At 69.5% G+C, this 14,029-nt stretch carries 15 protein-coding genes; 10 read left to right on the top strand and 5 right to left on the bottom strand.

The features are described 5' to 3' along the window. Positions 1 to 11: 11 nt before the first annotated feature. Entirely contained in the window at positions 12 to 767 is a 756-nt protein-coding gene (locus tag AB0J78_RS10165) for a helix-turn-helix transcriptional regulator (RefSeq protein ID WP_363788887.1), read from the bottom strand. 54 nt (positions 768 to 821) lie between these two features. Between AB0J78_RS10165 and AB0J78_RS10160 the strand changes: the two genes are divergently transcribed. Further along, the gene (locus AB0J78_RS10160) at positions 822 to 1,979 is read left to right on the top strand and encodes an MFS transporter (protein WP_363788403.1); all 1,158 of its coding nucleotides are present in this window, start codon (positions 822 to 824) and stop codon (positions 1,977 to 1,979) included. On the opposite strand, the gene AB0J78_RS10155 is transcribed toward AB0J78_RS10160, so the two are convergent. Both AB0J78_RS10155 and AB0J78_RS10150 read right to left on the bottom strand, forming a co-directional pair. Beyond that, positions 1,976 to 2,656: a histidine phosphatase family protein gene (locus AB0J78_RS10155; RefSeq protein ID WP_363788401.1), complete on the bottom strand. Its 681-nt coding sequence runs from the start codon at positions 2,654 to 2,656 to the stop codon at positions 1,976 to 1,978. The two genes, AB0J78_RS10160 and AB0J78_RS10155, sit on opposite strands and share 4 nt — an antisense overlap. A gap of 115 nt (positions 2,657 to 2,771) precedes the next feature. Then, positions 2,772 to 3,602, bottom strand: a complete 831-nt coding sequence (locus tag AB0J78_RS10150; protein WP_363788399.1) for an undecaprenyl-diphosphate phosphatase — start codon at positions 3,600 to 3,602, stop codon at positions 2,772 to 2,774. A 262-nt stretch (positions 3,603 to 3,864) separates the two neighbouring features. Between AB0J78_RS10150 and AB0J78_RS10145 the strand changes: the two genes are divergently transcribed. From AB0J78_RS10145 to AB0J78_RS10135, 3 genes are all read left to right on the top strand, one after another. Then, positions 3,865 to 4,836, top strand: coding sequence for an aldo/keto reductase (locus AB0J78_RS10145; protein ID WP_363788398.1), 972 nt, complete (start codon positions 3,865 to 3,867; stop codon positions 4,834 to 4,836). Between the two features lie 159 nt (positions 4,837 to 4,995). Continuing rightward, positions 4,996 to 5,976, top strand: a complete 981-nt coding sequence (locus AB0J78_RS10140; RefSeq protein WP_363788396.1) for a hypothetical protein — start codon at positions 4,996 to 4,998, stop codon at positions 5,974 to 5,976. Further along, entirely contained in the window at positions 5,973 to 6,191 is a 219-nt protein-coding gene (locus AB0J78_RS10135; protein WP_363788394.1) for a DUF5703 family protein, read from the top strand. The genes AB0J78_RS10140 and AB0J78_RS10135 overlap by 4 nt, the downstream gene beginning before the upstream one ends. On the opposite strand, the gene AB0J78_RS10130 is transcribed toward AB0J78_RS10135, so the two are convergent. Further along, positions 6,192 to 7,241 (bottom strand): biotin/lipoate A/B protein ligase family protein, encoded by a 1,050-nt coding sequence (locus AB0J78_RS10130; protein WP_363788393.1) that lies wholly within the window; start codon positions 7,239 to 7,241, stop codon positions 6,192 to 6,194. 87 nt (positions 7,242 to 7,328) lie between these two features. Here AB0J78_RS10130 and AB0J78_RS10125 point away from each other — a divergent pair, with 87 nt between their 5' ends. From AB0J78_RS10125 to AB0J78_RS10100, 6 genes are all read left to right on the top strand, one after another. Continuing rightward, positions 7,329 to 8,876: a D-aminoacylase gene (locus tag AB0J78_RS10125; protein ID WP_363788391.1), complete on the top strand. Its 1,548-nt coding sequence runs from the start codon at positions 7,329 to 7,331 to the stop codon at positions 8,874 to 8,876. 212 nt (positions 8,877 to 9,088) lie between these two features. After that, a complete protein-coding gene (locus AB0J78_RS10120) occupies positions 9,089 to 9,226 on the top strand; it encodes a hypothetical protein (RefSeq protein ID WP_363788390.1) in 138 nt (45 codons plus the stop codon). 219 nt (positions 9,227 to 9,445) lie between these two features. Then, positions 9,446 to 10,096 carry a TetR/AcrR family transcriptional regulator gene (locus tag AB0J78_RS10115; protein WP_363788388.1) on the top strand — a complete coding sequence of 217 codons (651 nt, stop codon included), beginning with the start codon at positions 9,446 to 9,448 and terminating at the stop codon, positions 10,094 to 10,096. Next, positions 10,093 to 11,028, top strand: coding sequence for an ATP-binding cassette domain-containing protein (locus AB0J78_RS10110; RefSeq protein ID WP_363788387.1), 936 nt, complete (start codon positions 10,093 to 10,095; stop codon positions 11,026 to 11,028). The genes AB0J78_RS10115 and AB0J78_RS10110 overlap by 4 nt, the downstream gene beginning before the upstream one ends. A gap of 8 nt (positions 11,029 to 11,036) precedes the next feature. Then, a complete protein-coding gene (locus AB0J78_RS10105) occupies positions 11,037 to 11,870 on the top strand; it encodes an ABC transporter permease (RefSeq protein ID WP_363788385.1) in 834 nt (277 codons plus the stop codon). Positions 11,871 to 11,886: 16 nt separating this feature from the next. Next, positions 11,887 to 13,077 carry a macrolide family glycosyltransferase gene (locus AB0J78_RS10100; protein WP_363788383.1) on the top strand — a complete coding sequence of 397 codons (1,191 nt, stop codon included), beginning with the start codon at positions 11,887 to 11,889 and terminating at the stop codon, positions 13,075 to 13,077. Between the two features lie 144 nt (positions 13,078 to 13,221). Here AB0J78_RS10100 and AB0J78_RS10095 read toward each other — a convergent pair whose 3' ends face one another. Then, positions 13,222 to 13,971, bottom strand: a complete 750-nt coding sequence (locus tag AB0J78_RS10095; protein ID WP_363788381.1) for a TetR family transcriptional regulator — start codon at positions 13,969 to 13,971, stop codon at positions 13,222 to 13,224. Between the last annotated feature and the right edge of the window lie 58 nt (positions 13,972 to 14,029).

Raw genomic sequence — 14,029 nt, 5'->3', positions numbered from 1 at the left:
GTGTCGCGGTCTCACCCAGCTGCTGGCTCCCCGGGGCCGGCGCCGGGGGTGTAGCCGAAGGCGCGGCGGAACACGTCGATGAACGTGCTGGCCGACGACCAGCCGCAGCGGTGCGCGACGGCGGTGACGGCGACGTCCTCGGCCAGCAGGATCAGCGCGTGGTGCAACCGGATCTGGGTGCGCCACTGGTGGTAGGTCAGGCCCAGCTCGGCGCGCAGCCGGCGCGACAGCGTGCGGGAGCCGGCGCCGATCTGCCGCCCGATCTCGGCCAGCGTCCGGTTGTCGGCGGGGTCGGCGCGCAGGATCTCGTGCAGATCCCGCAGCAGTGGGCTCGACGGTGCCGGCAGGTGCAGGGGCTGCTCGGGGGAGATCGCCAGCTGGTCGAGCAGGACCGCGCGCAGCCGCAGGCGGGCTGCGCTGCGGTCAGCGGGTGCGCGCGTGTAGGCGATGATGAGCTCGCGCAGCAGCGGACTGACCGCCAGCACGGCCGGCTTGGCCAGTCCCAGCGGGTTGACCTCGGCGGGCAGGCCGAGGAGGTGCAGGTCGACTTCGCCGTGGGCCTGGTGCTGGTGCACGGTGCCCGCCGGGATCCAGATCGCGCGGGTGGCGGGCGCGACCCAGGAGCCGCCGTCGGTGCTCACCGCGATCGTGCCCTGCCCGGCGTAGGCGATCTGGTGATCGTCGTGGCGGTGGGCGTCGATCTCACCGCCGGAGGCCAGGCGCCGGGTGCGCGTCGGCGCGACCGGGGTGTGGCGGATTTCCTGTATCAACGGTCACTCTATCGACAGCGCGACACCGGTGGGGTGGCCAAGCATGAACGGGTGCGCAGCAACCCCGCTCTCGTCCTGCTGGCCCTCGGCCACGCCTGCGTCGACCTCTACCAAGGGGCCGTCGCCGCGCTGATCCCCTTCTTCGTCGCCGAGCGCCACTACAGCCTGGCCGTCGCGTCCGGCATCGTGCTGGCCGCCTCGCTGCTGTCCTCGATCACCCAACCGCTGTTCGGCGCGCTGACCGACAGGTGGCCGATGCCGTGGCTGCTGCCGGTCAGCACCATCGTGGGCGGGGTGGGCATCGCGCTGAGCGGGCTGAGCGGCTCCTACCCGCTGACCTTGGCCTTCGTGGCGCTGTCGGGCATCGGCGTGGCCGCCTACCACCCCGAATCCGCCCGCGCGGCCCGCATCGCCAGCCGGGGCAGTCACACCGCGATGAGCTGGTTCTCCCTCGGCGGCAACGTCGGCTTCGCCCTCGCCCCGATCGTGGTGGCGCTCGCGATCGGGCACGGTTCGCTGCGGGCGACACCGGTGCTGGTGCTGCCCGCGCTGGCCGGAGCCGCCCTGTGCGTGCCGGTGCTGCGCCTGCTCGGCCAGGCCCGCCCCGCCACCACCGACTCACCGGCTCGGGGCCTCGACGACGTGGCGTCGTTCGTGAAGCTGTCGCTGGCGGTCATCGCCCGCTCCATCGTCTTCATCGGCCTGAGCACCTTCATCGCCGTGCACGCCCAGCAGCGCGTGCCCGGCGTGCCCGCCGCCGGAACCATCGCCCTGTTCCTGCTGTTCCTCGGGGGCGCCGCGGGATCGGTGCTGGGCGGAGGTCTGGCCCAGCGCTACGACCGCGTCCGCGTCTCGCGCTGGTCCTACCTGATCTCGGTCGCCGCGGTCGCCGGGGTGGTCCACGTGCCCGGACCGGCGATGCTGGTGTGCGTGGCCCTGACCTCGGCCGGGCTCTACGTGCCCTTCTCCCTGCAGGTCACCCTCGGGCAGGACTACCTGCCCTCCCGCATCGGCACCGCCAGCGGCCTCACCCTCGGACTGACCGTGAGCATCGGCGGCCTGATCAGCCCCCTGCTGGGACGCCTGGCCGACACCACCTCGCTGCAGACGGCCCTGACACCGCTGATCCTCATGCCGCTGGTGAGCTGGCTGGTGTTCCGCGTGCTGCCCGAACCCGCCGCGCCGGCACCGGCGCGGCGCGGGAGCTAGGAGCGCTCGCCGGTGCTGCCACCGACCACGGCGTCCGAGGACGACGACTCCTCCTTCGGCGGCAGCAACCCGGAGACATCACCACCGGTGTCGTTGATCTTGAGCACGAACGGGCGCGTCTCGGTGTAGCGCACCACGCTCACCGAGCACGGGTCGACCACGATCCGCTGGAAGGAATCCAGGTGCAGCCCCAGCGCGTCGGCCAGCACCGACTTGATCACATCACCGTGGCTGCACAACAACCACACCTGGTCGGACCCGACCTGCCGGTCGTGCTCGCGCACCGCCGCAACCGCCCGCGACTGCACCTGCGCCAGCCCTTCACCACCGGGGAACACCGCCGCGGACGGGTGCTGCTGCACCACCTTCCACAGCTCCTGCCCGGTCAGCTCCTTGATCTTTTGGCCGGTCCAGTCGCCGTAGTCGACCTCGGCCAGCCGCTCCTCGACCAGCGGCTCGATCTCGCGCTGCCGCACCAGCCCGGCCACCGTCTCCTGGCAGCGCTGCAGCGGAGACACCACCACCCGGCTCAACGGCACGCCCTCCAGCCGCGCGGGCAGACCCGCGGCCTGACCACTGCCGGTCTCGTCAAGACCGACACCGGGCGTGCGCCCGGCCAGAACACCGGAACCGTTGGCCGCCGAACGGGCGTGCCGAAGCAGGATGAGAGTCGCCACGTCCGCCGAGGGTAGGCCTCACCGCACACCCCACCACCCGCAGGGCCCGCACGAACAAAAAAGCCGGGGCGGCCCGACCGGACCGCCCCGACACCCGTTGTGCGACGTCACCGCCTCACGGCTGGATCACACCGAAGCCCAGCAGCGCGAACACCGCCGCACCCAGCGCGATCCGGTACCAGACGAACAGGTAGACGCTGTGCTTCTCCACGAAGCGCAGCAACCACGCGATCACCAGGTACCCGATCACCCCGGCCACCACCGTGGCCACGATCATCTGCGCCGCCGACGGCTGCAGCCCGTACGGGCTGGGCTCGAACACGTGCGAGACCTCCGACAACCCCGCGGCGAACACCGCCGGAATCGCCAGCAGGAACGAGAACCGCACCGCCGTCGCACGCGTGAGACCCAGCGCCAGACCCGCGGTGATCGTCCCGCCGGAACGCGACACACCGGGGATCAACGCCAACGCCTGCGCGAAACCCATCAGCACACCATCGCTGAGCCGCAACCGCGCCTGAGCGCGCAACTGCTTGCCGAACCGCTCGGCCAACCCCATCAGCACACCGAAGATCACCAGCGTCGCCGCGGTGATCCACAGGCTGCGCAGCGTCGAGCGGATGTAGTCCTGGAAGAAGAAGCCCAGGATGCCGATCGGCAGGCTGCCCACGATCACGTACCAGGCCAGCTTGTAGTCCTGCGTGGCGCGCACCTGAGCGCTGAACAGCCCGCGGAACCACACGGCGACCAGCCGGACGATGTCACCGATGAAGTAGATGACCACCGCCAGTTCGGTACCGATCTGCGTCACCGCGGTGAACGAGGCACCTGCGTCTTCGCCGAAGAACAACTTCGACACGATCGACAGATGCCCGGACGAGGAAATCGGCAGGAACTCGGTGAGCCCCTGGACCACGGCCAGCACCATGGCCTGCAACCACGACACGAAACCCACTCCACACGATCGAAAAGGGAACCCCGGGCCGCACCCGAAACTTCCGGCCCGGTCCCCAGATCTTCCAGCATCACCCGGCAACGACCTCCCCCACCCTTGATCACCCCATCAGGGCAGGTCAGCGCCCGAACCGTCACCCACCGCAGCCAACCCTGCGACACACCACCAATGATGTGATCCACAACACTCACAATCGGACCCGCCGAGCCGACCTCACCAGCCACATCCACCACACCGAATACCCTGCAACACCGTGGAACAGCGACAACTCGGCCACAGCGGCCTCCGCGTCTCCCGACTCGCCCTCGGCACCATGACCTGGGGCCTGGACGTCACCGCCGACGACGCAGCCGAACAGCTGACCACCTTCCACGACGCAGGCGGCACCCTCATCGACACCGCCGACGTCTACCAAGACGGCCACGCCGAAGAAATCCTCGGCGACCTGCTCACCCACCACATCCCCCGCGACGAGATCATCCTCGCCACCAAAGCCGCCGCCCGCCGCAAACCCGGCCCCTTCGGCGGCGGCGCCTCCCGCGGCGCACTCCTCAACGCCCTCGACGAATCACTCCGCCGCCTCGGCACCGACCACATCGACCTCTGGCAACTCCAAGCCTGGGACCCAAACGTCCCCCTCGACGAAACCCTCGCCGCACTCGACACCGCCGTGACCACCGGCCGCGTCCGCTACACCGGCATCGCCAACTACACCGGCTGGCAAACCGCCACCGCCGCCGCACACCAGCACCACCACCCCACCCGCACACCCCTCATCTCCACCCAAGTCGAATACTCCCTGCTCGAACGCGGCATCGAACGCGAAGTCGTCCCCGCCACCGCACACCACCAACTCGGCATCCTCGCCTGGGCGCCCCTCGGCCGCGGCGTCCTCACCGGCAAATACCGCAACGCCACCCCACCCGACTCCCGCGGCGCCACCACCCACCTCGCCGGCTACGTCGAACACCACCGCACCGAACGCGCAGCCCGCATCGTCCAAGCCCTGCTCACCGCAGCCGAAGGACTCAACACCACACCCGCCCACGTCGCCCTCGCCTGGGTCCGCGACCGCCCCGGCATCACCGCCCCCATCCTCGGCGCCCGCACCACACCCCAACTCAAAACCGCCCTCACCACCGAAGACCTCACCCTCCCCCCAGCCATCCGCGCCGCCCTCGACGACATCAGCGCACCCCAGCACACCTACCCCGAAACCCAGTAGCACTTCCCGCCACACCCACGACGTGCCAAGCTGATGGGTCACCACCCACAAGGGGGCACCCTGCACCCACCATCCCCCGATCAGGGATGCTGGAGGAAGCAGAAACCACCCAGCGGAAGCGGCAACACCGCAGGGCAGCACCACCACAGGAGGACCTCGTTGCGTCGTCTGGTCATCACCTGCCTCACCCTCACCCTCCTCACCGGGTGCGGCATGGACGACAGCACAGACCCCCTCCAGGTCACCGACACCCTCACCGCCGCCACACCCGCCACCTCACCCCCGGCGACCACCCCACCCGCAGGCACCGTGCACCCCGCACCACCCACCCAGCACACCGCCTACGACCGCGACACCCACACCCTCGTGCTCGCCGCCGGCCCCCAGCTCCACCTCATCGACACCACCACCGGCAACCGCCGCACCCTCGACCTGCCCGCACCACCGGCCACCATCCACGCCCAACACGGCCAGGTCCTCGCAGCACTCCCCGACGCACACCAGATCACCCGCATCGACCTGCGCACCACCACCGCACACCCCACCCCCGTCGCAGGCGCACCCGTCGACGCCATCGACCTCGACACCCACCGCACCGCCGTCGCCCTCCGCGACACCGGCACCATCACCATCCTCGACCAAGGCAAACCCGGCACCACCACCGAGAAGTTCCCAGGCCCCGCACAACTGCTCCACCACGCCGGCCAGCTCTACGTCCTCGACCGCCTCACCACCGCCATCACCCCCATCAACACCACCACCGGCGACAAAGGCGCAGGACTCCGAGCAGGCGAAGGCGCCACCAACACCACCCAAGACCGCTACGGCCGCATCCTCACCATCGACACCCGCGGCCAAGCACTCCTCGCCTTCAGCACCGACCCCCTCATCCTCAAACAGCGCTACCCCGTCCCCGGCGCCCCCTACGCACTCGCCTACGACCCCACCACCGACACCGCCTGGGTCACCCTCACCACCACCAACGAACTCGTCGGCTACGACATCGCAGGCGGCGAACCCCGAGAAACCCACCGCATCCCCACCATCAGCCAACCCGACACCATCACCATCGACCCCAACACCCGAACCCTCTACATCGCCTCCGCCAACGGCGCCGGATACCAGGTGGTGAGAATGTGACCGCACAAACCGAAAACACCGACACCGACTGGGAATACCGGCCGCTGCGCCTCCCACCCGGCATCACCCGCATCAGCGCAGCGACCCAACTCAGCATCCACGCCGAATACTCCGGCTGGGAACTCTCCCGCGTCCTCCTCTACGCCGACGGCACCCGCAAGATCTGGCTCCGCCGCAAACGCAACACCCCCGGCGTCCCCAACGTCATCACCTGATCACCGCACCCGCCACAACCAGGCATCCGTCGCGAACTTCGACTCCACCAACGCCCCAGCGCGCGCCTCCTCCACCGCGCTCACCGGCCCCTCCACGAGCCCGAACCGCGACCGGAACCCCTCGATCAGCCGCTCGATGACGACCTCACGCGCCAAACCCGTCTGCCGCGCCAGCGGATCCACCCGCTTGGCAGCGCTCGCGACACCCTTGTCCGACAACTTCTCCCGGCCCACGCGCAGCACCTCACCGAGCTTCGCACCATCGATCGAGTACGACATCGTCACGTGGTGCAACACCGCACCCGAAGCCATCCGCTTCTGCGCCGCACCACCGATCTTCCCGCCACCCGAAGCGATGTCGTTCAACGGCTGATACCACACGTCCAGCCCCAGATCCCGCAACACACCCAACACCCAGTCGTCCAAGAACGGATACGACTCCGCCACCGACATCCCCGCCACCAACGACGGCGGCGCGTACAGCGAATACGTCACCGTGTTCCCCGGCTCCACGAACATCGCCCCACCACCGGTCACACGACGCACCACCTCAACCCCCAGCCGCGCAGCCGCATCCAGATCCACCTCGTTGCGCACCGACTGGAACCCACCCAAGATCACCGCAGCCGACGACCACTCCCACAACCGCAACGTCGGACCCCGACGCCCAGCACCCACCTCCTCGGCCAGCACCTCGTCCAAAGCCATGTGCATCAACGACGACCGCGCACCCTCACGCACCAACTCCCACTCGTGATCACCCCACCCCGACGCCCGCGACAACGCCCGACGCACCGCCGTGGCCACCGACTCCGGACCGAACCCCACCAACCGCGCGTCCTCGGGCAACCCACCCCGAATCCGCCGCACCAACTCCTCCGGCTCCGCCGACACCGGCGCACCCACCAACGAAGCGTTGATCGCCTCCAACGCCTCATCCGGCTCCAGGAAGAAATCCCCGCTCAACCGCACGTCCGACAACCGGCCATCGACCACCTCCAGGTCGACCACCACCAACTTGCCACCCGGAACCTTCAACTCACCGTGCACGTCGCACCCCTCTCCCACAACATCGACAACACCACCCCCAGCCGCCGGAATTTCCCGATGAGACCCAGCTCCCAGAAAGGCACGCCCATGACCGAGCTGCTCACCGGAGCACTCATCGCCGACGGCACCGGCACACCCCTGCGACCCGCCGACGTCCTCATCGACGACCACCACATCACCGCCGTCGAACCACCCGGCACGCTGCCCCCGCACCACCCCCGACGCGACCTCACCGGACTCGTCCTCGCACCCGGCTTCATCGACGTCCACTCGCACGCCGACAACGCACCCCTGCTCACCGAACACGACACCACCAAGATCCTGCAGGGCGTCACCACCGAAGTCGTCGGCAACTGCGGATTCAGCCTCGCACCCCGCACCACCACCCACGCCGACGTCCACAACGCGTTCCTGCAACGCCTCTTCCCACCCCTCAACACCACCTGGACCGGCTTCGCCGAGCTCTTCCACGCCACCGACACCGCAGGCCACATCACCAACCACTGCCCGCTCATCGGCCACGGCACCCTGCGCGTCGCCGCCACCGGCATGACCGACGCGGCGCCCGACGCCGACGCGCTCCACCACATGCGCGCGATGCTCGAAGAAGGCATGACCGCAGGCGCTTTCGGACTCTCCAGCGGCCTGATCTACCCACCGGCGTTGTTCGCCACCACCGACGAACTCACCGCGCTGGCCACCGTCCTCGGCGGCAACGGCCTCTACGCCACCCACATGCGCGACGAAGGCGACCACCTCCTCGACGCCATCGACGAAGCCCTGCGCATCGGCCACGTCACCGGCCGCACCCAGCTGTCGCACCTCAAGGCCACCAGCCCGCGCAACTGGGGCACGATGCCCGACGCTCTCGCCCGCATCCACCGGGCCCGCGAGACCGGGCAGACCGTCCACCAGGACGTCTACCCCTACACCGCCTCCTCCACCACCCTCACCTCGGTGCTGCCCACCGACTACCTCACCGGCGACTCCGAGCACACCCTCGCCAAGCTCACCGCCACCGATGCGCACGCCGAGCTCACCGCCGCGATCGGCAAGACCACCCACTTCGACCGCATCCTCATCGCCACCACACCCAGCCACCGCCACCAGGGACGCACCCTCGCCGACATCGCCGACGCCCGCAGCACCGACCCGATCAGCGCCCTCATCGACGTCCTGGTGACCGAAGAGCTCCGCGTGGCGATGATCCACTTCTGCATGCACGAGGACGACCTCGAACTCGCCCTCCGCGACACCCGCACCATGATCGGCTCCGACGGCCTGCCACCCGGCAACGGAGGCAGACCGCACCCGCGCATGACCGGCACCTTCCCCCGAGTCCTGGGCCGCTACGTCCGCGAACGAGGCGTGCTGGAGCTGCCCGAGGCCATCCGCCGCATGACCTCCCTGCCCGCCGAGACCTTCCGCATCCCCGACCGCGGTCGGATCGCCCCGGGCATGGTCGCCGACCTCGTGGCCTTCGACGCCGACACCGTCGTGGACGTCGGCGACTACCAGGACCCGATGCGAGCACCCGCGGGCATCCCGTGGGTGTGCCTGGACGGCAAGACCGTCGTCGAAAACGGCGACTTCCTCGGTGCACGAGCCGGCACCCGCCTGACTCCGAAGGCCTGACCTGGACTTCCTCTGCGTCTTCTCGAGTGCTTGGGCGAGTCGGAATGCGGAGCATTTATTTCAGCTACCACTGAAGTTATAGAAGCTAATACTGATAAGAAAGCCAGCTCGTCCGGGGGATTCCCCAGCCCGCGTGGCGCGTCCCACATGCGATCTGTCCACTCGCGACGGACGATCGGCCGGTGAAATCCGTTGCCGAGAGGAGCCCCGCCATGACGCTCTCAGATCATCGAGTAGCCCAGCAGGACTCCTTTGACCCGGACGTGGACCTGGACCTGCCGGTCCAGACCCGCCGGGAATCAGTCGAGACCGAAGACGACGAAAGCCACGTCATCCGCGGCTACGACTGACCCGCTGAGCCGGCGCGCCGCCCACGGTCGCAGCAACACCTCCCAGGACCAGGCGGCGCGCCCTCCCCGCTCTCCTCCTCCGCGTTTGTGTTGCCGTTTGCCTTCGTGGCTTTATCTCATTCGACACTGAAGTCGCAGAGGCTAACGACCATTCGAACTCCGCACGGAGTGAGTGCGCGCTCATTGACATGAGTGAGCACTCACTCCTACCTTGGTGGCGTGAGTTCTGAACCACCGCGCCGGCGTGCCTCGGCGATGAGCCCCGAGCAGCGGCGGGAAGCGATCGTCACGGCCGTGCTGCCCCTCGTGCGCGAACACGGCGCGCACGTCACCACCAAGCAGATCGCCCACGCCGCCGGGATCGCCGAAGGCACCGTGTTCCGCGCCTTCGCCGACAAGACCGAGCTGCTGCACGCCTGCGTGACAGCCGCGCTGCGCCCGGACGAGCTGTGCGCCACCGTGCGCGCCGTACCCCGCGACATCGACCTCGCCGCCAGGCTGACCGAAGCAGCCCAGCTGTTCCTGGAGCACTTCACCAGCTTCGGCGAACTCGTCCACACGCTCGCGGCCTCCGGATTCGACCTGCGCGGAGGCCCCGGGGGAAAGCCCGCAGGTCTTCCAGAGGTGCGCGAGCAGTTCATCCGCGACCTCACCACCGCCCTCGCCTCGCTGGTCGATCCGCAGGAGCTGCGGATCCCAGCCGAGGACCTCGCCAGCTACCTGCAGGCGCTCGTGCTCGGCATCCGGTTCACGGCCACCTCCTCGGACACCTCCGAGGTCGACCACACCGCCGCGATCCGCGCCCGCGTCGACGTGCTGCTGCACGGAGCCCTGGCCGAGACCACCGACGACCCCCAGGAGTCCCGATGACCGATCCGATCATCGAAGCGCACCACATCACGCAGAAGTTCGGCGACGTCACCGCGCTCGACGACGTCAGCATCGCCGTCGCCCAAGGCAGCGTGCTGGGCCTGCTCGGCCACAACGGAGCCGGCAAGACCACGCTGATCAACATCCTCAGCACGCTGTTACCGCCCACCAGCGGAACCGCCAGCATCGCCGGGCTCGACGTCGTCACCCACCGTCGCGAGGTCACCGCCCGCATCGGGCTGACCGGCCAGTTCGCCGCCGTCGACGAGCAGCTCTCCGGCTACGACAACCTCGTGCTCATCGCCCGCCTGCTCGGCGCCAGCCGCCGCGAGGCCAAGCAGCGGGCCGACGAACTCCTGCACACCTTCGACCTCGTCGAGGCCGCACGACGCCCGGCCCGCACCTACTCCGGCGGCATGCGGCGCAGGCTGGACATCGCCGCCAGCCTCGTCGGACACCCCGACGTGATCTTCCTCGACGAGCCCACCACCGGACTCGACCCGGTCAGCAGGCTCAACCTGTGGCAGATCGTGGAGAACCTCGTAGCCGACGGCACCACCGTCCTGCTCACCACCCAGTACCTCGACGAAGCCGACCGCCTCGCCGACTCCATCACCGTGCTGTCGGCGGGCAAGGTCGTGGCCACCGGAACCGCCGAGCAGCTCAAGGCCCAGGTCGGCCAGCGCACCGTCAACGCCACCCTCACCGAGAGCTCCCACGTCACCGACGCGCTGCGGGAACTGCGCACCGCGGGCTTCGACCCCGCGCACGACGAGGCGCGCCTGACCATCCCGGTCAGCGCCTCCCGCCAGCTCGCCGACGTGGTCCGCGCGCTCGACGACGCCGGCATCGACATCGGTGACCTCGGGCTCGGGGAACCGACCCTCGACGACGTCTACCTCGCCCTCGCCCACCACGCTCCCGCCGCTTGAGGAACGCCATGACCACCACCGCCCCCTCCCCGCCCGCCGCGCGCACGGCCACCCCACGCCGATGGCGCGGCGCCTCCTACCCCACCCAGATCCGCGTGCTCACCGGCCGCTCGCTGCGCGCCGTGGTCAAGGACCCGCGCGTGGTGATCTTCAGCCTGCTGCAGCCGCTGATCATGCTCGTGCTGTTCAGCCAGGTCTTCGGCAAGGCCATGATGGGCGACGTCGCCTCCCAGGGCGGCAGCTACATCAACTACCTGATGCCGGCCATCCTGGTCACCACCGGCATCGGAGCCGCCATGCAGTCCGGAGTCGGGCTGGTCAGCGACATGAAGAACGGCGTCATCGCCCGCTTCCGCGCGCTGCCGATCGGGATGAGCTCGGTGCTGATCGCCCGCAGCCTCTCCGATCTCGTGCGCACCGCGGTGCAGCTGATCGTCCTGCTGACCGTCGCCTCCCTCGTGTTCGGCTTCGCGCCAGCCGGGGGCCTGGCCGGCACGCTCGGCGCGTTCTGCCTCGCCCTGTTCGTCAGCTGGTCGCTGTCGTGGATCTTCCTCGCGCTCGGCGCCTGGCTGCGCAAGGAAGAGGTCATGCAGAGCATCGGGTTCCTGGCGATGTTCCCGCTGATGTTCGCCTCCAGCGCGTTCGTCCCCATCCAGGCGCTGCCGAACTGGCTGGGCATCGTCGCCAAGATCAACCCGCTGACCTACGCCGTGGACGCCTCCCGCAACCTCTCGCTGGCCCTGCCCACCGGCACCGGCGTGATCTCCGCGCTGGCCACCAGCGCCCTGCTGTGCGCCATCGGCATCACCATCGCGGTCCACGGCTTCCGCCGCCCGCTGTAACCGTTCTCGAGGAGCCATGAAGAAGCACTTCCTGTTCACCAGCGTGCCCGCGTTCGGGCACGTCAACCCGACGCTGGCGCTGGTCACCGAACTGCTCGACCGCGGCCACCGGGTCACCTACGCCGTCGGCGCGGACGCGATCGAGCCCGTGCGCGCCACCGGCGCCGAGGTGATCGAGCTGCCGACCAAGATCCCGGAGCTCGGTGGTCGCGGGCAGCACTTCACCCCCGAGCGCATGCGGACCATGGCCGAGTTCTTCGTCGACGACGTCCGCAAGTGCTTGCCTGTGCTGCTCGAGCACTTCGGCGACGCCCCACCGGACGCGGTGTGCAGCGACGGAATGACCGCCTACGGCCGGATGCTGGCCGAGAAGCTCGGGATCCCGGCGATCGCGCTGGTCCCCAACTTCGCGGGCAACGAGAAGTTCGACCTGCGCACCGCGGTGATGGCCGAGCACGCTCAGTCCGCGGGCTTCCCGCCGCCGGACGCCCTGCTCCAGATCCAGACCGCGCTGAGCGAGCTCGGCGCCGAATTCGGTGTCGAGGCACCGAGTTTCCTCGGCGGGGCCCCGGCGGCGCTGAACCTGGTGTTCCTGCCCGAGGAGTTCCAGCTCGAGCACGAGACCTTCGACGAGCGCTTCCGGTTCATCGGACCGCTTCTGGGCGACCGCGCGGACGAGCCCTACTCCCCCGCCGATCCGCAACGCCCGCTGCTGTTCATCTCGCTGGGAACAGCGTTCAACGAGCGGCCGGAGTTCTACCGGCTGTGCATCGAGGCGTTCGCCGACAGCCCGTGGCAGGTGGCGATGTCGGTCGGTTCGCGCATCGACCTGGCCGAGCTCGGCGAGGTCCCGCCCACCTTCGACGTCCGCCGGTCCTTCCCGCAGCCCGCCGTGCTGCGGCACGCGAAGGCGTTCGTCTCGCACGCCGGGATGAACTCGACCATGGAGTCGCTCCACGCCGGCGTTCCGCTCATCGCCGTGCCGCAGATGCCCGAGCAGTCGGCCAACGCCGCCCGCACCGAGGAGCTGGGGCTCGGCGCCGCGCTCGACTCCGACACCGTCACCGCGGCCGAGCTCCGCGACACCGTCGACCGGGTGGCCGCCGACCCGGACGTTCGCGCCGACCTCGCCCGCATGCGCGAGGTCGTGCGCTCCTCGGGAGGCGCTGCTGCCGGCGCCGACGCCATCGAGGCGTTCGTGCGCTGAGGGCTCTTCCCTTCGATGCGGGGTGGGCGGCGGCGTCCGGGTCAGGCCGTCCCCGCCCCGTGTTGTTTTCATTCGACACTGAAGCCACGAATGTAATCAACACGTGACTGATCGAGATCGCTTCCGGCACTCAGTGCCGTGGATTCAGCGTTCGATTCCGCGCAGGGCTTCCCGCACCTGCTTGAGGACCACCTCGGACGACGCCGAGGTGCGCACCGCCGCCACCACGACCGACTCGCGGTCCTGGTCCTCATCGGACCTCCCCCCGGGCCACTGGCCCGAGAGCGCCTCACCGAGCTGATCGGTGGCGTGCCGCAGCGCTGCCCTGGCGTCGAGCTCTCCCCCGCTGCGCAGCCACTGGCGCAGCACGTGGTTGTGCGCGGCGACCACCGCCGCGGCGGCGACGGCCGCGTGCAGCTCGCCATCGGGCTGATCGGCGAAGCGGGCGCGCAGGTAGCGGGCGAAGACGCGCTGGTAGCGGTCGATGCTCGCGATCTCCTTGTCCCGCAGGGAGGAGACCTGCCTGGTCAGCTCCGAGCGCTTGCGCGAAACCTCGGGATCCTCCAGGTACATCCCGAGCACGAACTCCGCCGCCTCCCCCAGCACCACCAGCGGGTCGGCGTCCGCGGAGGCCGCTTCCAGGAGCTCCACGACCTCGGCCAACCGTTCGTCGTGCCCTGGGAACACGACGTCCTCCTTGGACCGGAAGTACCGGAAGAAGGTCCGCCTGCCGACCCCGGCGGCCTCGGCGATCTGGTCCACAGTGGTCGCCTCGAAGCCCTGCTCGGCGAACTTCTCCAGCGCTGCGACCGCGATCGCGCTGCGCACCTTCCGGCGGCCGTGCGGAGTGCGTCCGGAACGGGACTTGGGCGCCGCAGCGACTGCCTCGGACATGGCCGGAATATAGCACCGGCGAATTGCTAGTGGCACTCAGTGCCGTTACGATGGCGTC

Origin of the sequence: Saccharopolyspora sp. NPDC049426 (assembly GCF_040676935.1) — a bacterium.
In the GTDB taxonomy this organism is placed as follows: Bacteria; Actinomycetota; Actinomycetes; order Mycobacteriales; family Pseudonocardiaceae; genus Saccharopolyspora.
This window is presented reverse-complemented; position numbering and strand designations above follow the sequence as displayed.